Here is a 23258-nt window from a genome sequence, read left to right on the forward strand (position 1 = left end):
CCCCTTCGCCCTCCGCGTCCTCGTCGACTGAGCACGACCCTGGTGATCTTGCAGAAGCACGTGGCGAGCGGACCCGGGCGGCGCCGCCCGTGGGCGTGGGATCGCGCGCCGAAACCACGACCACGACGAGTGGCGGCGCTGGTCCGCGCGCTGCACACACGCTTCTGCAAGATCACTGCACATCGTAGGCCACCGTCCGGCCCGCCGCCCCGCGGTTGGGCCGGAACGGCGCAAGAACCGGGGACCCCCGAAGAGGCTGGGAGTGTCCGGCGAAGACAGCCCGCCCCTGCCGGAGACGGCCTAGGCCCAGAGCTGGCCCTCGAGGCGGTCTTCCGCCTCGCCGAGCGTGCCCTCGTAGGCGCCGGTGGACAGGTACTTCCAGCCGCCGTCGGCGACGACGAACACGATGTCGGCCCGCTCCCCCGCCTCGACGGCCTTGCGGGCCATGCCGAGCGCCGCGTGCAGGGCGCAGCCGGTCGAGATGCCCGCGAAGATGCCCTCGGTGGCCAGCAGCTCGCGGGTCCGCCGCAGGGCGTCGGCGGAGGTGACCGAGTAGCGGGTGGTCAGCACCGACTCGTCGTACAGCTCGGGGACGAAGCCCTCGTCGACGTTGCGCAGGCCGTACACGAGCTCGCCGTAGCGGGGCTCCGCCGCGACGATCCTCACGTCGGGGACGTGCTCGCGCAGGTAGCGGCCGACGCCCATGAGCGTCCCGGTCGTGCCGAGGCCGGCGACGAAGTGGGTCACGGTCGGCAGGTCCTCGAGGATCTCCGGGCCCGTGGACTCGTAGTGGGACCGCCAGTTGGCCGGGTTGCCGTACTGGTAGAGCATCACCCAGTCGGGGTGCTCGGCGGCCAGGCCCTTGGCGACCCGGACGGCCTCGTTCGACCCGCCCGCCGCGGGCGAGGAGATGATCTCCGCGCCCCACATGCGCAGCAGCTGGCGGCGCTCCTCCGAGGTGTTCTCCGGCATGACGCAGATCAGCCGGTACCCCTTGAGGCGGGCCGACATGGCCAGCGAGATGCCGGTGTTGCCGGACGTCGGCTCCAGGATCGTGCAGCCGGGCGTGAGCAGGCCGTCCTTCTCGGCCTGCTCGACCATCCACAGCGCGGGACGGTCCTTGATCGACCCGGTCGGGTTCCGGTCCTCCAGCTTGGCCCAGATCCGCACGTCGCCGGACGGCGACAGCCGGGGCAGACCGACCAGAGGCGTCCGGCCGACCGAGTCGATCAACGAGTCGAAGCGCATCTAGCGGGCTCCGCCCGCGACGGCCGGCAGCACGGTCACCGTGTCGCCGTCCGAGACGGGAGTCTCCAGGCCGCCGAGGAAGCGGACGTCCTCGTCGTTGAGGTAGACGTTCACGAAGCGGCGCAGGGCGCCGCCGTCCACCAGCCGGTCCTTCAGACCGGGGTGGCGCGACTCCAGGTCGCCGATCAGCTCTTCGAGGGTGGATCCCGTGGCGTCGACCGCCTTGGCGCCATCGGTGTAGGTGCGGAGGATGGTCGGAATGCGGACCTCGATGGCCATCGCGGCTCAATCTCCTTGATCATTTGTCGTCACTGGTGGGCGTCCACCTGATTGGAACATGGTCAGGTGGGTGTGGATTCCGGCGCGGAACGCTCAGCGACAGTCGTACACGACGACGGACGGCGTGTGCGCGAACAGGCACAGCCGAACAGGAGATCCGGGGCGCACCCGGCGACGCGGCACAGCCGGAGACGACACGCGGCGGGCGTCATCCATGGGCATGCCGCCAGTCTAGCCGTACGCTTCCACGATCTTGACGTCCTCCTCGGTGACGACGCCCTCGACGATGCGGAAGGACCGGAACTGCGGCTCGTCGGAGGCCGTGGACACCAGGACGTAGTGGGCGTCCGGCTCGGACGCGTAGCTGACGTCGGTCCGCGAGGGGTAGGCCTCGGTCGCCGTGTGGGAGTGGTAGATGACCACCGGCACCTCGTCCCGGTCGTCCATCTCACGCCACACGCGGAACTGCTCCATCGAGTCGAAGCGGTAGAACGTGGGCGACCGCTCGGCGTTCTCCATGGGGACGAACCGCTCGGGCCGGTCGGACCCGGCGGGACCGGCGACCACGCCGCACGCCTCTTCGGGGTGGTCGGCCCGGGCGTGGGCCACGATCCTGTCGACCAGCTCGCGTGAGATCGTCAGCATGCGGGCAAACTACCAAAGCGCGCGGACCAGGGTGTCCTGCAGGTAGGTCAGCCAGTCGTAGGTCACGAGCGCCGGATAGCGGGGGTCGTCCTCGGACATCGCCGCGATCTCCTCGTGGATCTCCTCGGTGACCTCCAGCCGGACGCCCAGCGCGAGCCGCACGTCGTTGATGGCCCGCAGCCACGCCTGCCCCTGCTCGGACGTGAGGTGCAGCCGGCCGGGCGCGGCCGTCTCCAGCAGGGTGGCCGCGTCGGCCCGCTTCCCGTCGCGGAGCGTCGCCTCCGTGTAGCGCCGGAACTCGTCGGCCGCCTCCTCGTCGTCGGCGTACGCCGAGGGGAACAGCCGGGCGAGCACGGGGTCGGCGGGCGCGGCGGCCGAGCCGATGCCGAGCGCGCGCTCCAGCGGGTCGTCGCCCGTCGAGCCCGGCTCGACCAGGCCCAGGATCTGCGACACCAGCGACCGCAGGATCGACACCTCACCCGGGTCGAGGTGGATGGAGACGCCGTCGCGCGTCGCCTTGAAACCGGTGCTCATACCCCTCCTCGGCCGGCGGCCTACGAGTCCCGCTGGACGGTGGCCCACAGCCCGTAGGAGTGGAGGATCTGCACGTCGCGCTCCATCTCCTCGCGGGTGCCGCTGGCGACCACGGCCTTGCCCTTGTGGTGGACGTCCAGCATCAGCTTCTCGGCCTTCTCGCGGGGATACCCGAAGACCGTCTGGAACACGTAGGTGACGTACGACATGAGGTTGACCGGGTCGTTCCACACGATCGTGAGCCAGGGCAGGTCGGGACGCACGTCCGACGCGGGACGCTCGACCTCGGCTGGAGCGGTGCTACCCACGTAACCATCCTGCACCACCGCGGTCGTAGTCTTCGACACGTGCCAACGACCATCGGGACCGCGCTGCTGACCGATCAGTACGAGCTGACGATGCTCCAGGGCGCCCTCGCCAGCGGGGCGGCGAACCGCCGCGCCGTCTTCGAGGTGTTCGCCCGCAGGCTGCCGGGTGGGAGGCGGTACGGCGTGGTGGCCGGGACCGCCCGCGTCCTCGACGCGCTGGAGGGGTTCCGCTTCCGGGACGACGATCTGGAGTTTCTCCGGACGGCCCGGATCGTCGACGAGCGGACTCTGGCGTTTCTCGCCGATTACCGGTTTTCCGGAAATGTGTACGGCTATCGCGAGGGTGAGGCGTTCTTCCCGGGCTCGCCGATCATGGTGGTGGAGGGGACCTTCGCCGAGGCCGTGCTCCTGGAGACCGTCATCCTGTCGATCTTCAACCATGACTGCGCCATCGCGGCCGCCGCCTCCCGGATGGTCCGGGCCGCGGGCGACCGGCCGCTGATCGAGATGGGCTCCCGCCGCACCCACGAGAGCGCCGCCGTCGCCGCCGCCCGGGCCGCGTACCTGTGCGGCTTCTCCTCGACGTCCAACCTGATGGCCGGTCGCCTGTACGGCGTTCCCACGGCGGGCACGGCGGCCCACGCGTTCGTGCTGCTCCACGACTCGGAGGAGGAGGCGTTCCGGGCCCAGCTCGACTCGCTGGGGCTCGGCACCACCCTGCTCGTCGACACCTACGACGTGGCCAAGGCCGTCCGCACCGCCGTCGAGCTGGCCGGGGCCGACCTCGGCGCGGTGCGCATCGACTCCGGCGACCTCGCGGCCGCCGCCGTGGACGTGCGCAAGCAGCTCGACGGGTACGGCGCCGACCACACCAAGATCGTCGTGACCGGCGACCTGGACGAGTTCGCCATCGCGGCGCTCGCGGCCGCCCCCGTCGACGCGTACGGGGTGGGGACGGCCCTGTCCACCGGCTCGGGCCACCCGACGGCGAGCCTCGTGTACAAGCTGGTGGCCCGGGAGGGTCCCGGCGGCGAGATGCTGCCCGTCGCCAAGCGGTCGGTGGGCAAGCCCAGCAGGGGCGGCCGCAAGTGGGCCTACCGCCGGACCAGCGGCGGCAGGGCCATCGGTGAGATCGTCACCGGCGCCCCCGTCGAGGGCCGGGACCGTCCGCTGCTGGCCGAACTGGTCCGCGAGGGCGAGGTCGTCGGCCGCGAACCGCTCGGCGCGGCCCGGGAGCGGCACCGCGCGACGCTTGAGGAGTTGCCGCTCGAAGCGTGCAGCCTCTCCCCTGGAGACCCCGCAGTCCCTACTATCTTCAATTGATCGCGGGAGACCGGCGCTTGAGGACGACGCCGGTCTCTCGCGATCGCGAGGTGATCCCATGAAGACAGCGCTCGTCGTCGTCGACGTGCAGAACGACTTCTGCGAGGGCGGCAGCCTTCCGGTCGGCGGCGGCTCCGAGGTCGCCGCGGCGATCAGCCGCCACCTCGCCGCCCACCGGTACGACCACGTGGTGGCCACCCGCGACTACCACGTCGACCCGGGCGCCCACTTCGCCGCCGAGCCCGACTACGTGGACACCTGGCCCGCCCACTGCGTCGTGGGGACGCCGGGGGCCGGGTTCCACCCGGCGTTGGACACCGCGAAGGTCGAAGAGGTCTTCAGCAAGGGCGAGCGCCGGGCGGCGTACAGCGGCTTCGAGGGCGCCACGGCCGGCGGCACCGGGCTCGCCGCGTGGCTGCGTGAGCGCGGCGTCGAGGCCCTCGACGTGGTCGGCATCGCCACCGACCACTGCGTGCGGGCGACCGCCCTGGACGCGGCCCGCGAGGGCTTCGGCGTACGGATCCTGCTCGACCTGACGGCCGGGGTGGCCCGGCCCACCACGGACGCCGCGCTCGCCCAGCTGTCGGAAGCCGGGGTGGAGCTCGTGGGGACGCCCGTCGTCCGGTCCTGACGGCCTTTTCGAGCGGACGCGGGCGCCGGGGAGATTCGCCGACGCGGGAGCGGCGGGGTGGTCAATGACTTCACCACGCAGCGTCACGGGTGTATTACCTAGAGCGACAGCTCCTCGTCGATTGGCGGCCCGATGCTCGCGATCCTGCTCGGACTCTCCTGGCTCGTCCTGACCCCCGTCTGTGTCTGGCTCCTGTTCGGGCGGCACCGCGCCGCGTCGCTCCGCGTGCTCGCGGGGGTCACGCTGACGGGTCTGCAGGCGGCCACGATGGCCTACGGCTTCATCGAGGAACCGCTCACCCGGGAGGCCGTCCTCACCCCGCGCCCCGCGGCCCGGGCGGGGGCGCCGGGGGCTCTGCCGGTGCTTCCGCTCCCGCCGGCGGCGGCCGCCCAGCCCTCGGCCGGCGACGACTGCGCGTCGCGGATGCTCGCCCCCGAGGCCGTACGGCTGTCGCTGCGCGGCCGGGTCCTGCACGGCATCACGCTCTACTGGCCGGCCTCGTTCGCCGAATGCGGCACGGCGGCGGTCGCGCTGCACCACGACGGGGGACGGCTGCGGCTGTGGCTGCACGAGGGCACGCCGAGCCGCTACCACGAGGGTCTGCAGACCGTGCCGGTGCACGTGAACGGCGGAACGGCCTCACTCGACCTGCGCCTCACCCAGCCCATCCGGCACCACCGCCGCTACGTCGCGATCAACGGCCACACCGGGCGCCGTATCCCCCAGCGCCACGGCGCCTGATCCGAGCCGGGATCACGGCGGTCCGGGGGTTACGGCGAGCGGGCGCCGGGTCAGCGGCGCTGGGTGGCCCACTTGCGGATCATCGCGATCCGCTCGCGGACCTGCTCGGCGGTGGCCTGCGCGATGGGCGGGCCGCCGCAGGAACGGCGCAGCTCCGCGTGGATCACGCCGTGCGGCTGACCGGTGCGGTGGTTCCACGCGCCGACGAGGCCGTTCAGCTCCTTGCGGAGCTCGTGGATCTGCTCGTGCGGGGCGAGCGGCTGCGGAGCCTGGTCGGGCTTGGTTTTGCGCCGCGCGGCCTGCTGGTCGGCCTGGCGCTTGCGCAGCAGCGACGCCACCTGGTCGGGCTCGAGGAGCCCGGGCAGGCCGATGAAGTCCTCCTCCTCCGGGGACCCCGGCTCGGCGGCCGTGCCGAACTCGCCGCCGTCGAACAGCACCCGGTCGAAGGTGGCCGACGCCTCCAGCGTCTGGAAGGGCAGCTCGTCGCCCAGCGCGTCGGGCTGCTTCTTCTCCTGCTGGGCCTGCTCCAGGAGCAGGTCGTCGAGCCCGTCCTCGTCGCGCCGGCGGCCGAGGACGTGGTCGCGCTCGGCCTCCATCTCGCCCGCCAGGCCCATGAGGATGGGGACCGACGGCAGGAACACCGACGCGGTCTCGCCGCGCTTGCGGGCGCGCACGAACCGGCCGACGGCCTGGGCGAAGAACAGCGGCGTCGAGGTGCTCGTCGCGTAGACGCCGACGGCCAGCCGGGGGATGTCGACGCCCTCGGAGACCATCCGCACCGCGACCAGCCACCGGTCGTCGGAGGCCGCGAAGTCCTTGATCTTCTTGGACGCGCCCGGGTCGTCGGAGAGCACGACGTGCGCCCCCTGCCCAGTCACCGCCCGGATGTGCCGCGCGTAGGCCCGGGCCGACTCGTGGTCGGAGGCGATGACCAGGCCGCCCGCGTCGGGCACGCCGCGGCGCACCTCGGTGAGACGCCGGTCGGCCGCGTGGATGACCTGGCGGATCCAGTCGCCCTTCGGGTCGAGGGCCGCCCGCCAGGCCTGGGAGAGCTGGTCCTTCGTGAGCGGGGTGCCGAGGGTCGCGGTGATCTCGTCGCCGGCCCTGGTGCGCCACTTCATCTCCCCCGAGTACGCCAGGAAGATGACCGGCCGGACGACGCCGTCGGCCAGGGCCGGGCCGTACCCGTACGAGTAGTCGGAGACGCTGCGCAGCGCGCCCTCGCCGTCCTCGACGTAGGAGACGAACGGGATCGGGCTGTCGTCGGACCGGAACGGCGTGCCGGTGAGGGCGAGCCGCCGCGTGGCCGGCTCGAACGCCTCGCGCACGCCGTCGCCCCAGGACTTCGCGTCGCCGGCGTGGTGGATCTCGTCGAAGATCACCAAGGTCTTGCGGGCCTCGGTGCGGGCCCGGTGGAGCGCCGGATGCATGGCGACCTGGGCGTAGGTGACGGCGACGCCGGTGTAGTCGCGCGAGGTCGCGCCCTGGCTGTTCTTGAACTCGGGGTCGATGCCGATGCCGACCTTGGCGGCCGCGTCGGCCCACTGGCGCTTGAGGTGCTCGGTGGGGGTGACGATGGTCACCGCCCGGATGACTCCACGGCTGAGCAGGTCGCTCGCGATCCGCAGGGCGTACGTGGTCTTGCCGGCGCCGGGGGTGGCGACGGTCAGGAAGTCGCGGGGCTCACGCTGGACGTAGAGGTCGAACGCCTCCTGCTGCCACGCGCGGAGCTTGGGCGCGGTGCCCCAGGCGGCTCGGTCGGGATAGGAGGGGGACAGATGGGACGCGGCCGAAACGCTCAACAACGCCTCCCCGAGCTCGTCGGAACACTGCTGCCTCTATCGGTTCGCTCCCTCACAGTGACCTCAGAGTAGCCCGACCCACCGACAAGACATGCCGACCGATCGCGATCCTGGCCCGGATTCACCCCTTGTGCTACGCCGCCCACACGCGCGAGGGCGGACCGCCCCCGGAGCCGTCAGGCCTCCGGGGCGCGGTCCGCCCGGGACGTCATCCGTTCAGCGGAACCGTCAGGACGGGAGCGGCGCCCACGTGGTGCAGGGCAGCGCACCCGTGGTCGGCAGCGCCGAGGTGACGGTGCAGACGGTGTAGAAGATGTTGCTGTCGGAGGTCCGGGCCGTGATCCGCAGCGTCGGCGCGGTGGTCGTGGACCCCACGTCCTCCGTCGCCGTGATGTTGGTCACGTAGGCGCCCTGGCTGCCGGGCACCCGGCGCAGGTTCTGCCAGCGCGTCGGCGTGCTGCGCGGGTCGTTGACGTACGGGACGCCGTTGTTCGCCGAGACCGTGAAGACGACGCCGCTGGTGGCCGGCGGGCCCACGACCGCGAGGCCGCGGACGAGGGTCGAGTCGAGGACCGGCCGGTTCTCGGTCTGCCGGTCCTGGGCCGGCCCGTTCACCTTGTGGTCGCCGGGGGCGGCCTTCGTCGTCGCGGTGGCGGCGTCGGCCGCCATCGAGCCCGACAGTCCGACAGTTGCAGAGGCCACCGCGGCAACGGCGCCCAACGTCAGCAGGCGAACGGCGCCACGCGCGCCTGAGGCCGAGCTGCTCCTACGAGAAATCAATTGATTTCCCCCCATATGAGAGTTGGTCTTTCCGGGTCACCGCGTTAGCGATGCGTCCCCGAAGTTACCTGTCGAGGAAAAGCTGGGCAGCGAGGCACGTATTGGGTGACGGCAAACAGATGCTCCGCCTATCGAAAAGGGCGACCGCATAATGCTCATCTTTCCCGACGTCAGGGCATCGGCACTGTTCAAGGACGTTCGGCGGGTTCTCGCCTGGAATGACCGGGACGATTCACGCGGATTGCACGGCGAGCACGGCGGCCGATTTCCGCTCGATGCCGTGCGGTCGCCCCGAAAGCCGCTCGACTCCCATTCCGGGAATACGCCGCATCGGGCTGACGCCTCAGGGCCGGGATTACCGAGTCGGGGCGCCGTGCGGGGCCTCGACACCGGGACGGCGCCCGGGCGGGGGGCTCGGCGGGAGGGCCCAGTGGGAGGGCTCAGTGGGAGGGCTCAGCGGGCGGCGGCCATCACGGCCTCGATGTCCGCGCGGGACCGGGGATCGTCGGGGTGCGCGAGCCCGAGCATGACCGTGCTGCCGCCGTCGGGCCGGGTGAGCAGCGTCACCCGCATGAAGGCCGGCTCGTTGACCACGTCACGGTAGGCGGCCCGTACGGCGCGGGTGTGGCCGGGACGGCCGTTGACGGTGACCGCGTGGTCGTCCACCACCTCGATCGTGTCGCCGTGGAGCAGCAGGCTCGTGTAGAGGTCGCCAAGGTCGATGACGGCCGAGCGGAGGTTGGGCGGGTCCACCCGGTCGCCCGGTCGGGCCATCACGGTGGCCAGGTCGCCGTGCGCCGCGACCGACGTGAACCCCGTGACGGGTGCGACCACCCCCTCGCTCCAGCCGGGCGGCAGGGTGTAGGACACGCCCGCGAGCGGGTCGCTCACCACGGGCGGCGGCGCGCTCTCGGCACGGCCGAGGATCGTCACGGTGACCGCGCCGATAACAGCCCCGGCGGCCACCAGAGCGGCCGCCGTGACGAGCAGGCGCTGGAGCCAGCGCGGCATCCGGCGAGGCGGCGGGGCGGGCGTGCCGTACCAGCGGGCCGAAGGCGGCAGGTCCTCCTCCTGCGGGGCCGGCTCCCCGTGCCCCTCAGGCGGCCAGACCCGGCGGGTCCACTGATCGTCCACGAAGCCTCCCGGAGCCGCCCATGGGGGGCATGAGCGCTGCTGAGGAGTTACTCATACGCGCGCCGCGACGTCAACGGCCCCCGGGGCCGCCCTGGAACCCGCGCCCGCGGCCGCCCGGAACCCGCACCGCCCACCGCGGCGAAGTGCGTCCCCGGCCCGCGCGCGCCGGCATCGCGAAACCGGCACCAGGGCCGCATGTGTGCGGTGAGGCGCCGCGACCCCACGCGGCGGAAGGCGCCGCGGCTACAGGCCGGGAGCCACGGGGTGGGCGGCGCCGGGCGCGGGCGGAACGAAGGCGGACGGAGCGACCACAGCCGGAGTGACCACGGCCGGGCCCCCCGCTGCGTGAGCCGGGGCGAGAGGAGCACCCGCTGGGTGAGCGTGTGTGCGCGGAGCCACAGCAGCCGGAGCGACCGCGGCCAGGGCACCCTCTGGGTGGGCTACCGCGGCAGGGGCGAGAGCCGCGGGGCGACCACAGCCGGCGCGACCGCGGGCGGAGCACCCGCTGCGTGAGCGAGGGCTGCCGGAGTACTCGCTGCGTGAGCGGGTGTGCGCGGCGCCACAGCGGCCGGGACGAGGGAGGCCGGAGTACTCGCCGCGTGAGCGACGGGGGCCGGGGCAAGAGGGGCCACCGCGGCCGGGGCCGGGGCGAGAGGGGCCACGGCGGCCTGGGCCGGGGGGAGAGGGGCCACCGCGGCCGGGGCGAGCGGAGCCACCGCAGGCGGAGCCACGGCAGCGGGAGCCACAGCGGACGGGTCGGCGGCGGACGATGCGATGGCGGCGGCCGCGGGGCTGGGGCGGCGGTAGGCGTCCCACATCTGCCGGATCCGCACGGCCTGCCCGGCCGTGAACTCCCGCATGCACCGGTCCTGGCCGTAGTCCATGAAGTTGTGCGTGGGGTCCCCGCCGGGCGCCGGGCAGCTGTCCTTCTTCGCCGGGCAGCCGGTCGTGGGATACGCCTCGGCGGGGGTGTCGGCCACGGAGTCGCCGGGCGCCTTGCACCCGTTCTCGAAGGTGTGCAGCAGCCCCAGCCAGTGGCCGATCTCGTGGACGGCCGTGAAGCCCCGGTCGAACTGCCGGAGCGGCCCGCCGGGGACACTGCGCCAGTCGATCACGACGCCGTCCAGGAGGGGCTCGTCCTTGTACCAGTACGGGTAGGTGGCGTAGCCCAGCACCAGCTCGCCCAGCTGCGCGACGTACAGGTTGAGCGTCTCAGGGCCGCCGACGTGGAGCTTCTCCTTCATCGCGGCCTCGTTGCCGAGCGGGTCGCGAAACCACGCCCGGTTGGCCGTGTGCGTCACGCCCGCGAGCGTGTACCGCACGCCGGTGTCCACGCCGCCGTACCTCCCGCCGTACGCCTGGTTGAGGATGGCGATCTGGCGGGGAACGGCGGAGTCGGGGAGCCCGAGGGACCCGTCCCTGATGATGTGCACCCACACCGGCACCCGGATCTCCCGGACGGCGTCGGGGTCGCGGTGGGCGGCGTCCGTGGTCGCCGAGCCGCTGAGCCGGCGTCGCAGGTCCGCGTCCATCCGGGCGACCTCGGCGGGGCCCGGGTCACGCGGCTCCAGGGCGTGGGTGAGCTCCTCGGCGCCGGGATGCCGCGTCGGGGCGGCGCAGGCGGACAGGCGAGCCGCCCGTCCACCGCGACCGCGCGCGGACGCGACGACGCGCTCGGCCCCGGTCACCCCCTGGGCGTGCGCCCCGGCGGCCCCCGGACGGGCCGAGGCGTCGGCCCGGCCGGACAGCGCGCCACAGGCGCACAGGCATGCGAAGAAGACGGCGATCGAGCGCCGGGCCATTCGTTCCCCCGATACGGCTGGTCAGGAGCCTGACGTTAGCCGTCCGCGGGGTGGGCGGCCCGGACCGACACTCAGTCGCCGGACGGTTCGCCCTTGGGCAGACCCTCGTAGATCTCCTTGCACTCGGGGCACACCGGGTACTTCTTCGGGTCCCGGCTGGGCACCCACACCTTGCCGCACAGGGCCCGGACCGGGTTGCCGGTCACGTAGCTCTCCGTGATCTTGTTCTTGTCGGCGTAGTGCGAGAAGCGCTCGTGGTCGCCGTCGCCGTGCGACAGCCTCGGCGTGGTGTCGCTCTCGGGAAGAATCTTCGTGCTGCTCACGGTCACCGAGTCTACTGACCCGTTCGCACGCGTACGGCTCCCGCGGGTGAGCGGGAGCCGTACGGGCGGATGCGGGATCAGCCGATGTGGACCGCGGCGCCCTCGGTCTTGCGGCCGGCGCGCACGAACAGGGCGAGGATCGCGGCGACCACGGCCACGATCGTGCTCACCACGAACCCGAGGTGCAGGCCGTCCATGAACGACAGGTGCGACGCGTCGGCGATGACCTTCGCCGCGGGCCCGCTGAGCCCGGGAGGGGCCATGCCGACGGCGGCCAGGCTTTTGAGTCCCTCCATCTGGGCCGGCGGGATCGCCGCGGCCGCCGGGCCGAGGTGTCCGGGGAACACGCTCGCCACCCGGGCCGACACGATCGCGCCGAGGACCGCGGTGCCGAGGGCGCCGCCCACCTGCATCGCCGAGTTCTGCACGCCGCCGGCGACGCCGCTCAGCTCCTCGGGGGCGTTGCCCACGATGATCTCGGTCGCGCCGACGAACACCGGCGACAGGCCGAACGCCAGCAGCACGAACGGGATCGCGCTGTCGACGAACGCGGCCTCGACGCCGAGCCGCGACATCAGGAACATCGCGACCGCGGTGATCACCATGCCGCCCGCGATGGTGATCCGCGCGCCGAGCTTCCCGATGAGGACGCCGGCGATGGGGGACGCGACGATCATGCCGGCGCTCATCGGGAGCATCCGGAGCCCGGAGTCCAGCGGCTTGAGCCCGTGGACGCCCTGGAAGAAGAACGTCAGGAAGAACATGGCGCCGAACATCGAGAACGCCATGAGGATCATCAGCGCCGTGCCGATGGAGACCGAGACGTTGCGGAACAGGCTGAGCGGGAGCAGCGGCTCACGCACGCGCGCCTGCCAGAACAGGAACACGCCCCCGACGACCACCGCGGCGGCCAGGAAGCCGATCGTCCGGGCGTCGCCCCAGCCCCACTCCGGCGCCTTGATGATGGCCCACACCAGCGCGAACATCGTGAGCGACAGCAGCAGCACGCCCAGCCAGTCGACCCTCGACAGCGTCTTCGCCCTGTTCTCCTTGAGGACCAGCAGGCCGAAGATCAGGGCCGCCGCGCCGACCGGCACGTTGATGAAGAAGACCGACTGCCAGCTCACGTTCTCCACGAGCAGGCCGCCCACGATCGGTCCGGCCGCGCTCGACAGGCCGATGATGGCCCCCCACGCCCCCATCGCCATGTTCAGCCTCTCGCCGGGGAAGGCCGACCGCAGCAGCGCGAGCGCGGCGGGCTGCAGCAGCGCGCCGAACAGGCCCTGCAGCACCCGGAGGGCGATCAGCATGCCGACCGACGAGGTCAGGCCGATGGCGAGCGAGCTCAGGGCGAACCCGGCGACGCCGATCAGGAAGACCATCTTGTGGCCGAACAGGTCGCCGAGCTTTCCGGCGGTGATCAGGAAGACCGCCAGCGCGAGCAGGTAGCCGCTGGTGATCCACTGCAGGTCCGACAGCGACGCGTGGAGATCGACCCCGATCACCGGGTTCGCGATCGCGACGACCGTGCCGTCGAGCATGACCATGATGACGCCGAGCGAGACGGCGAGCAGCGTGAGCCACGGACGGCCGAGCCCTTGTCCCGGCGGCGCTTCGGCGTCTACGGCGTCTACGGCGACAGCCTGAGCCATGGATGGTTCCCCCCTTGACCTCGTCAACGCGTCGTAATTTATGTCAGTCGATGACAGATGACAAATCCTTTTATCCGACATACGGTGACATCTGGCAGTGTGTGAACCCCGAATTTCCAGGAGGTGACGGCCATGGGTCTTCGCGAGCGCAAGAAGCACCGGACGAGGACCGCTCTGATCGACGCGGCTGTCGACCTCTTCCTGGCCCAGGGCTACGAGGCGACGACGGTCGACCGGATCGCGGCGGAGGTGGACGTCTCGACCAGGACGTTCTTCCGGTACTTCGCCTCGAAGGAGGAGGCCGCGCTGTCGCTCCTGGCCGACCAGCACGAGGTCTTCATCGCCGAACTGGCCGCGCGCCCCGCGGACGAGCCCCCCTTCACCGCGCTCACCGAGGCCATGCGCGCGGTGCTCGGCATCCTACGCGCGCTCGATCCGGCCGAGGCAACCCGTTTCCTGCGGCTCCAGGAGCTCATCCAGGCCACGCCCGCCCTGCTCGCGGGACAGTTGCGGCTGATGATGGACAACGAGCGGCAGATGGTGGCCGAGGTCTCCCGCCGGATGGGGGCCGGCCCGGACGACCTGCGCGCCCGGTTCGTCGTGTCGCTGTTCGCCTCGATGGGCATCGTCTGCTACGGCGGCTGCAAGGATCCGCGCCTGATCGTGCAGCGGTTCGAGGACCTGCTGGACATGGCCGCCGCGTCCCTGCGCCCGGGGTGGGACCGGCTGGAGCCGGCCGCCTCCGGAACCCTTGAGGCGGCGGCGACCGTCCCCCGGCCGTCCCCGGCCACATGAGGGGCCGCGGGCCCGGGTGAACGTTTCACCCGTCCCGCCCGGGTGACGCGGCCCCGCGAAGGACCGCATCAGCGGGGATCCCGCTGGTCCCGGCGCCTGCCAACCGAACCGGTTCAGCAGGCGCCGGGACCGCTTCGGCCGCCCGCCGCCCCGCGTCCTGTACGGCCTCGCTCCGCCCTGCCTATGGTGCGTGCGGCGCTCCGACGCGCGCCGATCCCTCCACCCGAGGTAGAGCATGAGAACACGATCCATCGCCGTGGGCACGGCCATCCTCGCCCTCCTGATGTCGGTGACCGCCCTGACGCGGACCGCCCAGGCGGCCACCGGCCTCCACGTCAGCGGCACGAAGATCGTCGAGGCCGACGGCAGCACGTTCGTCATGCGGGGCACCAGCCACGCGCACACGTGGTTCCCCTCGCAGACGGGCTCCTTCGCGAACATCAAGTCGCTCGGCGCCAACACGGTCCGCGTCGTGCTGAGCGGCGGCCGCTGGACGGCGAACACGGCGAGCGACGTCGCCAACGTCGTCTCCCTGTGCAAGCAGAACCGGTTAATCTGCGTTCTGGAGGACCACGACACCACCGGTTACGGCGAGGACGGCGCGGCCTACACGCTGGACCAGGCCGTGACCTACTGGCTCGGCCTCAAGAGCGTGCTGGCCGGCCAGGAGAACTACGTCGTCATCGACATCGGCAACGAGCCGTACGGCAACACGAACACCTCCGGCTGGACCGCCGCGACCGGCAACGCGATCAGCCGGCTGCGCAGCAACGGCTTCCAGCACCTGATCATGGTCGACGCGCCGAACTGGGGCCAGGACTGGAGCTTCACGATGCGCGACAACGCCGCCGCGGTGTTCAACGCCGACCCCCAAAGGAACACCGTCTTCTCCATCCACATGTACGGCGTGTACGACACGGCGGCCGAGGTCACGAACTACATGCAGGCGTTCCAGACCGCGGGACTCCCGCTCGTCGTGGGCGAGTTCGGCTACATGCACTCGGACGGCGACCCCGACGAGGACACGATCATGGCGCAGGCCCAGTCGCGGGGCATCGGCTACCTGGGCTGGTCGTGGAGCGGCAACGGCGGCGGCGTCGAGTACCTCGACCAGGTGACGAACTTCAACGTCGGCCAGCTCACCTCGTGGGGCCGGCGGCTGTTCGACGGCGCCAACGGCATCAGGGCGACCGCGAAGGAGGCGACGATCTACAGCGGGAACCCCCCGCAGTCGCCGAGTCCCTCCCCGAGCCCGTCGCCCAGCCCCTCGCCCAGCCCCTCGCCGTCTCCGGGCTCCAAGGGGTGCACGGCGACGTACAAGGTCGTCAACCAGTGGGGCGGCGGCTTCCAGGGTGAGGTCGCGGTCAAGGCCGGCAACGCCGCCATCGGCGGGTGGACGGTCACCTGGACGTTCGCCGACGGCCAGACGGTCACCCAGTCGTGGAACGCCTCGGTGACGACGAGCGGCTCGGCCGTGACCGCGAGGAACGTGAGCTACAACGGCTCGCTCGGCGCGGGCGCGAGCACGACCTTCGGGTTCCTCGGGTCGTGGAACGGCTCGAACGGCGTGCCGTCGCCCTCCTGCACGGCGGCCTGAGCAGGATCGCGGACCGGGGGCCGGGCGCGGGGCCGCGCCCGGCCCCCTTCCGCACGGCGCGCGCCTCCGCGCGTGCCGGACCGCTCCGCTAGTTGAGCATGGGGTCGTCGGGGAACGTGGCGACCAGCGCGAGGTCGCCCTGCTGTCGCCGCAGCACGGTGCGCCACAGCGTCTCGGGATCGGAGTGGAAGGTGTCCCCCGGCTCGGAGTCGACCACGTACCAGGCTCCCTCGCGCAGCTCGTTCTCGAGCTGCCCGGCCGTCCAGCCGGCGTAGCCGGCGAAGATCCGCATCTGGGAGATCTCCCCCGCGAGGATCTCCGGGGGCGCGTCGAGGTCCACCGTGCCGAGGCGGGAGACCGCCGCCCTGCCCTGCAGCCGCCGCCAGCCCAGCGGCTCCTCGCCGCTGAGCACGACGGCGAGGGCGAGCGCGCTGTCGGTCTGGACCGGGCCGCCCTCGAACAGCACCGGGGGGCCGGTGACCAGGGAGTCCCACGAGGGCAGGACCTGGGTCACCGAGATCTCACTGGGCCGGTTGAGGACCACGCCCAGAGTGCCGCCGTCCTCGTCGTGCTCCAGGACGAGCACGACGCTACGCCGGAAGTTGGGGTCGTCGAGCAGTGGCGTCGCTACGAGCAACCCGCCGACGTAGATCGCTTCCGCCATACTTCCCATGATGAGGGAGGAATGGCGAATCGGGTACGTCACCCCCTATTTGCCCGCCGTCTATTACCGACCGGTCTGGGGTGGTTACGGAAGGTGACGTCGATCAGGCCTCGGTGAAGCCGCGGGGCCGTCCCCCGGCCGACTCCCGCACCGCCGCCGCGACCGCGTTGGCCACGTCGGGGTGGAAGACGCTCGGGATGATGTAGTTGGGCCCGAGCTCCTCGCGGCTCACGACCGCCGCGAGGGCCCTGGCCGCGGCGAGCAGCATCTCCTGGCCGACCTCGGTCGCCTGCGCGTCCAGCAGGCCGCGGAAGACGCCGGGGAAGGCGAGCACGTTGTTGATCTGGTTGGGGTAGTCGGACCGGCCGGTCGCCACCACCGCGGCGTGCTCCCTCGCGTCGTCGGGCGACACCTCCGGCTCGGGGTTGGCCAGCGCGAACACCACGGCGCCCTCGGCCATGGCGGCGACGTCGTCGCCGGTCAGGATCCCGGGCGCGGACACGCCGATGAAGACGTCCGCGCCCTTGACCGCGCCGCGCAGGTCGCCGCCGTACCCCTCGCCGTTCGTGTGCTCGGCGATCCACCGCAGCGACGCGTCGAGGTCGTCGCGGCCGAGGTGCACCGAGCCGCGGTAGTCGCAGACGATGATGTTGCGTGCCCCGGCGGCGAGCAGCAGGCGCAGGACGGCGGTGCCGGCGGCGCCGGCCCCGGCCATCGCGATCCGCACGTCGGGCAGGCGTTTGCCCACCACCTTCAGCGCGTTCGTCAGCGCCGCGAGCACGCAGATCGCGGTGCCGTGCTGGTCGTCGTGGAAGACCGGGATGTCGAGCAGGTCGCGCAGCCGCCGCTCGACCTCGAAGCAGCGGGGCGCGGAGATGTCCTCCAGGTTGATGCCGCCGAAGCCGGGCGCGATCAGCTGCACGGTGCGGACGATCTCGTCGACGTCCTGCGTGTCGAGGCAGATCGGCCACGCGTCGATGCCGGCGAACCGCTTGAACAGGGCCGCCTTGCCCTCCATCACCGGCAGGGCGGCGGCCGGGCCGATGTTGCCGAGCCCGAGGACGGCCGACCCGTCGGTCACGACCGCGACCGAGTTGCGCTTGATCGTCAGGCGGCGCGCGTCCTCGGGGTTGCGCGCGATGGCGAGGCTCACCCGGGCCACACCCGGCGTGTACGCCATGGACAGCTCGTCGCGGTTGCGCAGCGGGACCTTCGACTGCATCTCGATCTTGCCGCCGAGGTGCATGAGGAACGTCCGGTCGGACACCTTGTGGATGGCCACGCCCTCCACCGCGCCGAGGCTGTCGACGATGGCCTGGACGTGGTCGGCGTCCTTGGCGGCGCAGGTCACGTCGATCCTGAGCTTCTCGTGGCCGGCGTTGGTGACGTCGAGGGCGGTCACCACGCCGCCCGCGTTCTCCACCGCGTGGGTGAGCAGGCTGACGGCCTTGCCCCCCGCGGGCACCTCGAGACGGACGGTGATCGAGTAGGAAACGCTGGGCACGGTGGCCACGTTCATCCGCTCCTTTGCGGGGTATGTCCGGCCGCGCTCACCCGGCTGCTCCCGCGCGGGCCACTTGGGGCCACGCTCACGCGCCCGGCTCGACGGCTCCGTGGGTGTATCCATCGTGCCATCCCCGACCGGGTGATTCAGCCCAAAGAGACCGACGCGGTCACGATCAGCTCCACGCATGTCGGGACCGGGACGACCGTGCTGTCCAGCACCAGATGGTAGAGGCCGGGATCGGCCGGGTCGGCCCGGTAGAACTGCCGCACGTACGCCGCCCGGGCGCGGTCGTTGGCGCAGACCACCCGCCGGGCCTCGCGCTCGTCGACGCCGGAGAAGGCGGCCGTCTGCAGCACGCGCCGCCGCAGCGGCCCGTCGAGGCGCACGTGCAGGGCCCCCGGGTGGTCGGCGAGCACGATGGCGCCGGCCCGCCCCAGGAACACCCCTCCGGTCGTCCGGGCGGTCTCCCTGATGACCTGCTCGGTCCGCTGGGTGAACTCCTCCGGCGTCAGCGGCGCCGACGGGGGCAGGTGGGCCTCCACGCCGCCCCACGTCACGCTGGGCAGCCGGGTCATCCCCAGGAGCAGCCGGGCGAGGCCCCTCTCGGCGCGGTCGTCGTGGGCCAGCGCCTCCTCCAGCGTGACGCCGAGATCCTGCGCGACCGCGCCCGGGATCGCCCGGTCGAGGAACGGCACGCCGAGCCGCTCGGCGACCGCCGGGCCGATGACGCTCCCGCCCGTGCCGTACGTCGCGGAGAGGGTGACGACCTGCACGTCCCCTTTATGCCCCTACAGCTGGGTTTGTACGAGTGGGCTCAGAACAGCGCGTTCGCCAGGGCCCGGCGCGCCTTGGACACCGACGGGTCGTCGGCGGGCAGCGCCTCGAAGAGGCTGAGCAGGTGGAGGCGCACCTTGTCCCTGTCGGCTCCCCTCGTCTGCCGGATGAGCCGGATGAGCCGGTCGAACGCGTCGTCCACCTGGCCGTTCACCATCTCCAGGTCGGCGGCCTGGGTCTGGAGGTCGAGGTCGGCCGGGTCCTCGGCGGCCCGCCGGAGCACGTCGGCGGCGTCGAGGTCCTGGGTGCGCCGGAACAGGCCGACCCCGGCGAGGCCGATCTTCGCGCCCTCGTCGCCGGGCGAGCGGGCCAGCAGGCGCTCGAAGGCCGCCGCGGCGGCGTCGAGGTCGCCCTTGTCCATGGCCCGCTCCGCCTCGGCCAGGTCGGGGTCGAGCGGCGGCTCGTCCGGGGCGTCCGCCTCGGCCGGCGCGCCCAGCTCGATGCCGAGCTGCTCGAAGACCTGCGTCAGGGCCTGCCGGAGCTGGGACTCCGGCAGCGGCCCCTCGAACAGGGGCATGAGCTGGCCCTGGACGGCCAGGTAGACGGTGGGCACGGCCCGCATGCGCAGGGCCTGGGCGAGCTGGGGATCGGCCTCCACGTCGACGCGGGCGAGGACCCACGCCCCGGCGGCCTCCGCGGCCAGCTTCTCCAGGACGGCGCTGAACTGGCGGACCTGCTCGGCCCGGGTCACCGTCGCCTCGACGATCACCGGAACGCTCAGCGAGCGCTCCACCACCTCGGCGTTGAACGTGGCCGAGGTGACGTCGACGACGTCCGCTTCGGCGGCCCCGGCGGGACCGGCGGCCTCGCGCCGCGCCTGCGCTTCGAGTGCCTGCTTGCGCGCGCCGAGGTCCACGGCGCCGTAGAGCGATCCAGGTCGAGAGAACTCCGCTGCCATACCCCCAATCCTGCCGTACCCTCGCGGCTGATCCGTGCCATCCCCGCCTCCTTCGACGTCCGTTCCTCCGGACGCCGCCCGCGGTTGGGCGGACGGGGCCCTGGACCGGCCGGTTTCCCGGCCCGGCTCAGTGCGTGACGGCGGTCAGAACCGCGCGGGCTCGGAGTAGGTCCCCCACTCCTCGCGCAGGACGTCGCAGATCTCGCCGAGGGTGGCCTCGGCGCGGACGGCGTCGAGCATGGGCGGGATCATGTTCTCGCCGGTCCGGGCGGCGTCCGCCAGCGCTGCCAGGGCGGTGTCCACGGCCGCCCGGTCGCGGGCGGCGCGGCGCCCGGCGAGCACCCGGCGCTGCTCCAGCTCCACCTCGTGGCTGATCCGCAGGATCTCCAGCGGCTCCTCGACGGTCGAGGTGTGGCAGTTCACGCCAACGATCTTCTTGTCGCCCTTCTCCAGCTTGCGCTGGTAGTCGAAGGCCGACTCGGCGATCTCCGACATGAACCAGCCGTCCTCGATGCCGCGCAGGATGCCGGACGTCATGTCGCCGCGCCCCATCTCCCTGATCCTCGCGAAGATCCTCTCCGCCTCGGCCTCCAGCCGGTCGGTCAGCGCCTCGACGTACCAGGAGCCGCCGAGCGGGTCGACCACGTTGACGACCTCGGTCTCCTCCATGATCACCTGCTGCGTCCTGAGGGCGATCTCGGCGGCCTTCTCCGACGGCAGCGCGAGCACCTCGTCCAGCGCGTTGGTGTGCAGGGAGTTGGTGCCGCCGAGCACGGCCGCCAGCGCCTCGATCGCGGTGCGGACGATGTTGTTGTCCGGCTGCTGGGCGGTGAGCGAGACCCCCGCCGTCTGCGTGTGGAAGCGCAGCCACTGGGCCTTCTCGGTGCGGGCGCCGTACACGTCGCGCATCCACCGGGCCCAGATGCGCCGGGCGGCGCGGAACTTGGCGATCTCCTCGAAGAAGTCGATGTGCGCGTCGAAGAAGAACGACAGGCCCGGCGCGAACACGTCCACGTCGAGGCCGCGCGACAGGCCCAGCTCGACGTACCCGAAGCCGTCGGCGAGCGTGAAGGCGAGCTCCTGGGCGGCCGTGGCCCCGGCCTCGCGGATGTGGTAGCCGGAGACCGACAGCGGCTTGTACGCGGGGATCTCCGCCGCGCAGAACTCCATGAGGTCGCCGATCAGCCTCAGGTGCGGCTCGGGGGCGAACAGCCACTCCTTCTGGGCGATGTACTCCTTGAAGATGTCGGTCTGGAGCGTCCCGTTGAGCCGCCCGACCGGCACGCCCTGCCGCTCGGCGGCCACGACGTACATGCAGAAGATCGGCACGGCGGGCCCGCTGATGGTCATGGAGGTGGTGACCTCGCCGAGCGGGATGCCGTCGAACAGCAGGTCCATGTCGAGGGCCGAGTCGATCGCGACGCCACAGTGGCCGACCTCGCCGAGCGAGCGGGGGTCGTCGGAGTCGCGGCCCATCAGCGTCGGCATGTCGAAGGCCACAGACAGGCCGCCGCCGCCCGCGCCCAGGATCATCTTGTACCGCTCGTTGGTCTGCCGGGCGTTGCCGAAGCCGGCGAACTGGCGGATGGTCCACGGCCGGCCCCGGTACCCGGTGGCGTACAGGCCGCGGGTGAAGGGGAACTCGCCGGGCCAGCCGATGCGCTCGAACCGGGGGTCGTCGCCGGGCGGCCCGTAGACCGGGTCGACGTCCAGGCCGGACAGGGTCCGGAACTCGCGCGCCCGCTTGTACGCCGCGTCGTGGCGCGCCTGCCAGCGCGCCCTGCCCGCCTCGATGGCCGCCGCGCTTGTGGGTTCCGGTTCCATGCGCCCCTCCGCTGATGTGGTCGTCGAGAAAATACTAGGACGTCCTAGTAGTTTCCTGCCACCAGGCCTCCCCTCCGGAACCTCGCCCGCGTCGCGCTCATGTCACACATTGGTCGCGAATTCTTACGGATCTATGACAGACCCCCGATCTCTTCAACGATGGGCAACGCCCCCCGAGAATCCACACGGAGGTGGATGTGAAGCGCGTGACAGTCGTCGCCGCGACCGCGGCGATGATCGCGGCGGCCCTGGCCGCGCCGGCGCAGGCCGTCCCCACGGCCGCCGGCTCGGCAGAGCAGACCGAGTACCTGGTGCTCTACAAGGAGGGCGCCGCCCCCGCGGACGCCCAGAAGGCGATCGAGGCCGCGGGCGGCAGCGTCGTCACGGTCAACACCGATGTCGGGCTGGCCACGGTCAGGACGGGCGACGCCGGCTTCGCCGACGCGCTCCGCGGCTCCGCCGCCATCGAAGGAGTGGCCCGCAACCGGGTGATCGGCAGCGTGCCGCCCGAGGCCAAGGCGTCCGCCACGGCCGCGCGCGCCGCGGCGCAGGCCGCCCAGGCCAGGAGCAGGGCCGTCGAGAAGGAGGGCCGGGACGGCGCCTCGCCCGCCAAGTGGCGGCGCGGCGCCAAGGACGAGCCGCTCGCGGACCTGCAGTGGGACATGAAGCAGATCCACGCCGACAAGGCCCACGCGTACGAGCCCGGCGACAAGGGCGTCCTGGTCGGCGTCCTCGACACCGGCATCGACGGCTCGCACCCCGACATCGCGCCGAACTTCGACCGGCGGCTCAGCCGCAACTTCACCGTCGACCTGCCCGCCGACGCCAACGGCACCGTCATCGACGGTCCCTGCGAGAGCGACCCCGACGGCTCCTGCACGGACCCGAACGACGTGGACGAGGACGGCCACGGCACCCACGTCGCCTCCTCGATCGCCTCCCCGGTCAACCGTCTCGGCATCGCGGGCGTGGCGCCCAAGGTGACGCTGGTGAACCTGCGGGCGGGCCAGGACTCCGGCTACTTCTTCCTCCAGCCGACCGTGGACGCCCTGACCTACGCCGGGAACATCGGCGTCGACGTGGTCAACATGAGCTACTACGTCGACCCCTGGCTGTTCAACTGCACCGACAACCCCGCCGACTCGCCGCAGGAGCAGCAGGACCAGCGGACGATCATCGCCGCCGTCCAGCGGGCGCTGGACTACGCCCACCGGCACGGCGTCACGCTGGTCTCCGCGGCCGGCAACGGGGCGACCGACTACACCAAGACCATCGTCGACGCCTCCAGCCCGGACTTCGCCGCCTTCGCCGGCCAGCAGCCCCGCAGCCGGACCATCCCGCCGAGCTGCGTCTCGATGCCGAGCGAGGGCGAGCACGTCATCTCCGTCTCCTCCACCGGCATCAGCACCCGCAAGGCGTACTACTCCGACTACGGCAACGGCTACGTCGACGTCGCCTCCCCCGGCGGCGACGTCTACGACACACCCGGACAGACACGGGACATCACCAAGGCCACGCTCGCGGCCTACCCCAAGGCGCTGGCCGTCGCCAACGGAGAGATCGACGCCAACGGCGACCCGACCGTGCCGTACGTCGTGAAGGACTGCAAGGGCTCGACCTGCGGCTATTACCAGTACCTGCAGGGCACCTCGATGGCCTCGCCGCGCGCGGCCGGCGTCGCGGCGCTGATCGTCAGCCGGTACGGCCACCGCGACCACGTCCACGGCGGGCTGACGCTCGACCCGGACGTCGTCGAGGGCGTCCTCAAGGGCACGGCGACCCCGACGCCCTGCCCGAACCCGCCCGCCTACACCTACGTCCGCCACCTGCCGGACGGCACGACGGTGACCGCCACGCACACCTGCGAGGGGACGCCGCAGAGCAACGGCTTCTACGGCAGGGGCATCGTCGACGCCCTGCGGGCCGTCGGCCACTGA

General features: G+C 72.1%; 22 protein-coding genes. 6 read left to right on the plus strand and 16 right to left on the minus strand.

From position 1 onward, the window contains the following. Nucleotides 1–300: 300 nt before the first annotated feature. The 5 genes from MPTA5024_RS21360 to clpS form a co-directional block, all read right to left on the minus strand. Nucleotides 301–1248: a PLP-dependent cysteine synthase family protein gene (locus MPTA5024_RS21360; RefSeq protein ID WP_036327323.1), complete on the minus strand. Its 948-nt coding sequence runs from the start codon at nucleotides 1246–1248 to the stop codon at nucleotides 301–303. Then, nucleotides 1249–1527, minus strand: a complete 279-nt coding sequence (locus MPTA5024_RS21365) for a MoaD/ThiS family protein (protein ID WP_036327325.1) — start codon at nucleotides 1525–1527, stop codon at nucleotides 1249–1251. Nucleotides 1528–1758: 231 nt separating this feature from the next. Next, a complete protein-coding gene (locus tag MPTA5024_RS21370) occupies nucleotides 1759–2172 on the minus strand; it encodes a Mov34/MPN/PAD-1 family protein (protein ID WP_036327327.1) in 414 nt (137 codons plus the stop codon). Nucleotides 2173–2181: 9 nt separating this feature from the next. Beyond that, nucleotides 2182–2706 (minus strand): DUF2017 domain-containing protein, encoded by a 525-nt coding sequence (locus MPTA5024_RS21375; RefSeq protein ID WP_036327329.1) that lies wholly within the window; start codon nucleotides 2704–2706, stop codon nucleotides 2182–2184. Between the two features lie 20 nt (nucleotides 2707–2726). Next, the gene (gene clpS, locus MPTA5024_RS42430; RefSeq protein ID WP_036327330.1) at nucleotides 2727–3014 is read right to left on the minus strand and encodes an ATP-dependent Clp protease adapter ClpS; all 288 of its coding nucleotides are present in this window, start codon (nucleotides 3012–3014) and stop codon (nucleotides 2727–2729) included. A 39-nt stretch (nucleotides 3015–3053) separates the two neighbouring features. Between clpS and MPTA5024_RS21385 the strand changes: the two genes are divergently transcribed. The 3 genes from MPTA5024_RS21385 (at nucleotide 3054) to MPTA5024_RS21395 (ending at nucleotide 5709) form a co-directional block, all read left to right on the plus strand. After that, nucleotides 3054–4337 carry a nicotinate phosphoribosyltransferase gene (locus tag MPTA5024_RS21385; RefSeq protein WP_036327333.1) on the plus strand — a complete coding sequence of 428 codons (1284 nt, stop codon included), beginning with the start codon at nucleotides 3054–3056 and terminating at the stop codon, nucleotides 4335–4337. A 58-nt stretch (nucleotides 4338–4395) separates the two neighbouring features. Continuing rightward, a complete protein-coding gene (locus MPTA5024_RS21390; RefSeq protein WP_036327335.1) occupies nucleotides 4396–4968 on the plus strand; it encodes a nicotinamidase in 573 nt (190 codons plus the stop codon). Between the two features lie 132 nt (nucleotides 4969–5100). Beyond that, nucleotides 5101–5709: a hypothetical protein gene (locus MPTA5024_RS21395; protein ID WP_036327337.1), complete on the plus strand. Its 609-nt coding sequence runs from the start codon at nucleotides 5101–5103 to the stop codon at nucleotides 5707–5709. A 50-nt stretch (nucleotides 5710–5759) separates the two neighbouring features. Here MPTA5024_RS21395 and MPTA5024_RS21400 read toward each other — a convergent pair whose 3' ends face one another. The 6 genes from MPTA5024_RS21400 to MPTA5024_RS21425 all read right to left on the minus strand — a co-directional run bounded on the left by MPTA5024_RS21400 (nucleotide 5760) and on the right by MPTA5024_RS21425 (nucleotide 13202). Beyond that, nucleotides 5760–7511 (minus strand): DEAD/DEAH box helicase, encoded by a 1752-nt coding sequence (locus tag MPTA5024_RS21400; RefSeq protein ID WP_036327339.1) that lies wholly within the window; start codon nucleotides 7509–7511, stop codon nucleotides 5760–5762. A 228-nt stretch (nucleotides 7512–7739) separates the two neighbouring features. Further along, nucleotides 7740–8213: a hypothetical protein gene (locus MPTA5024_RS21405; RefSeq protein WP_157099632.1), complete on the minus strand. Its 474-nt coding sequence runs from the start codon at nucleotides 8211–8213 to the stop codon at nucleotides 7740–7742. Nucleotides 8214–8744: 531 nt separating this feature from the next. Then, nucleotides 8745–9425 carry a hypothetical protein gene (locus tag MPTA5024_RS21410; protein ID WP_036327343.1) on the minus strand — a complete coding sequence of 227 codons (681 nt, stop codon included), beginning with the start codon at nucleotides 9423–9425 and terminating at the stop codon, nucleotides 8745–8747. A gap of 440 nt (nucleotides 9426–9865) precedes the next feature. After that, on the minus strand, nucleotides 9866–11227 hold the full coding sequence (locus MPTA5024_RS21415; RefSeq protein WP_198167317.1) for a zinc metalloprotease: 1362 nt from the start codon (nucleotides 11225–11227) through the stop codon (nucleotides 9866–9868). A 71-nt stretch (nucleotides 11228–11298) separates the two neighbouring features. Next, complete coding sequence (locus MPTA5024_RS21420; protein ID WP_036328960.1) at nucleotides 11299–11550, minus strand: DUF3039 domain-containing protein; 252 nt, start codon at nucleotides 11548–11550, stop codon at nucleotides 11299–11301. Between the two features lie 77 nt (nucleotides 11551–11627). Further along, the gene (locus MPTA5024_RS21425) at nucleotides 11628–13202 is read right to left on the minus strand and encodes a DHA2 family efflux MFS transporter permease subunit (protein ID WP_036327346.1); all 1575 of its coding nucleotides are present in this window, start codon (nucleotides 13200–13202) and stop codon (nucleotides 11628–11630) included. Nucleotides 13203–13334: 132 nt separating this feature from the next. On the opposite strand from MPTA5024_RS21425, the gene MPTA5024_RS21430 reads away from it, so the two are divergent. Together MPTA5024_RS21430 and MPTA5024_RS21435 are read left to right on the plus strand one after the other, a co-directional pair. Next, complete coding sequence (locus tag MPTA5024_RS21430) at nucleotides 13335–13997, plus strand: TetR family transcriptional regulator (RefSeq protein ID WP_051458485.1); 663 nt, start codon at nucleotides 13335–13337, stop codon at nucleotides 13995–13997. 235 nt (nucleotides 13998–14232) lie between these two features. Then, nucleotides 14233–15594, plus strand: a complete 1362-nt coding sequence (locus MPTA5024_RS21435; RefSeq protein ID WP_036327348.1) for a cellulase family glycosylhydrolase — start codon at nucleotides 14233–14235, stop codon at nucleotides 15592–15594. 88 nt (nucleotides 15595–15682) lie between these two features. On the opposite strand, the gene MPTA5024_RS21440 is transcribed toward MPTA5024_RS21435, so the two are convergent. The 5 genes from MPTA5024_RS21440 to MPTA5024_RS21460 form a co-directional block, all read right to left on the minus strand. After that, nucleotides 15683–16258, minus strand: a complete 576-nt coding sequence (locus tag MPTA5024_RS21440) for a YqgE/AlgH family protein (RefSeq protein WP_036327350.1) — start codon at nucleotides 16256–16258, stop codon at nucleotides 15683–15685. A gap of 103 nt (nucleotides 16259–16361) precedes the next feature. Next, the gene (locus MPTA5024_RS21445) at nucleotides 16362–17771 is read right to left on the minus strand and encodes an NAD-dependent malic enzyme (RefSeq protein ID WP_036328964.1); all 1410 of its coding nucleotides are present in this window, start codon (nucleotides 17769–17771) and stop codon (nucleotides 16362–16364) included. A 137-nt stretch (nucleotides 17772–17908) separates the two neighbouring features. Next, nucleotides 17909–18538 carry a cytidylate kinase-like family protein gene (locus MPTA5024_RS21450; protein ID WP_036327352.1) on the minus strand — a complete coding sequence of 210 codons (630 nt, stop codon included), beginning with the start codon at nucleotides 18536–18538 and terminating at the stop codon, nucleotides 17909–17911. A gap of 41 nt (nucleotides 18539–18579) precedes the next feature. Next, nucleotides 18580–19497: a tetratricopeptide repeat protein gene (locus MPTA5024_RS21455; protein WP_036327354.1), complete on the minus strand. Its 918-nt coding sequence runs from the start codon at nucleotides 19495–19497 to the stop codon at nucleotides 18580–18582. Between the two features lie 144 nt (nucleotides 19498–19641). Continuing rightward, nucleotides 19642–21321, minus strand: a complete 1680-nt coding sequence (locus MPTA5024_RS21460) for an acyl-CoA mutase large subunit family protein (RefSeq protein WP_036327356.1) — start codon at nucleotides 21319–21321, stop codon at nucleotides 19642–19644. A gap of 197 nt (nucleotides 21322–21518) precedes the next feature. Here MPTA5024_RS21460 and MPTA5024_RS21465 point away from each other — a divergent pair, with 197 nt between their 5' ends. Beyond that, on the plus strand, nucleotides 21519–23258 hold the full coding sequence (locus MPTA5024_RS21465) for a S8 family serine peptidase (RefSeq protein ID WP_036327358.1): 1740 nt from the start codon (nucleotides 21519–21521) through the stop codon (nucleotides 23256–23258).

The sequence above is a fragment of the Microbispora sp. ATCC PTA-5024 genome (assembly GCF_000511135.2).
GTDB classification, from domain to species: Bacteria; Actinomycetota; Actinomycetes; order Streptosporangiales; family Streptosporangiaceae; genus Microbispora; species Microbispora corallina.